General features: G+C 71.0%; 2 protein-coding genes. Both read left to right on the top strand.

Annotated elements, in window-relative coordinates; genetic code table 11:
* Positions 1–228: ATP-binding cassette domain-containing protein (locus IC66_RS0127795; RefSeq protein ID WP_038949859.1), on the top strand; the 228-nt coding region annotated here is incomplete at its 5' end.
* Between the two features lie 277 nt (positions 229–505).
* On the top strand, positions 506–778 hold a 273-nt coding region (locus tag IC66_RS0127790; protein WP_038949860.1), incomplete at its 3' end, for a heme exporter protein CcmB.

Here is a 778-nt window from a genome sequence, read left to right as displayed (position 1 = left end):
TTCCTGTCGGCCGGCCAGCGCCGCCGGTTGTCGCTGGCGCGCCTTTTAACCGTGCGCCGCCCGGTCTGGCTGCTGGATGAGCCGACCAATGCGCTGGACGTAACCGGACAGAACATGTTCGGCGGCCTGATGCGCGAGCACCTGTCGCGCGGCGGCCTGATCGTCGCGGCGACCCATGCGCCGCTGGGGATCGATTCGCGGGAGCTGCGGATCGGGGGTGTGGCGTGAGGCGACACGACCCTCAGCTTTCCGAGCGGCTGGCCCCCGGCCTCTCCGTTCCCTCCCCCCTTGCGGGGGAGGGTCAGGGAGAGGGGTGCCACACGGCAAGACCTGTCGGTTCTGGCGTTGCGGAGGCAGGCGTTTTGTTGCTGGCGGCTCACCTCAAACGAGTATCTCACCCGGGGCTACCCCTCTCCCCCGCCCTCCCCCGCAAGGGGGGAGGGAGCGCAGTGTGCCTGTGGCGGGAGCCGGGCTCCCATAGCCGCCTCGCCGCGGGAGTCACCCCATGACCGCCCTCTCCGCCCTCGTCCGCCGGGACGTCAGGATCGCGCTCCGCGTCGGCGGCGGGGCGCTGATTGGCGTGCTGTTCTTCCTGACCGTGGTGGTGCTGATGCCGTTCGCGGTGGGGCCGGACCTGGCGCTGCTGTCGCGGCTGGGGCCGGCCATCCTCTGGCTCGGCGCGCTGCTGGCGAGCCTGCTCACCCTCGACCGGTTGTTCATGGCCGATCACGAGGACGGCTCGCTCGACCTGATCACGATGAGCCGGACGCCGCTGGAA

It is taken from the genome of Bradyrhizobium genomosp. III (assembly GCF_000261705.1).
Taxonomy (GTDB): domain Bacteria; phylum Pseudomonadota; class Alphaproteobacteria; order Rhizobiales; family Xanthobacteraceae; genus Bradyrhizobium; species Bradyrhizobium ottawaense.
This window is presented reverse-complemented; position numbering and strand designations above follow the sequence as displayed.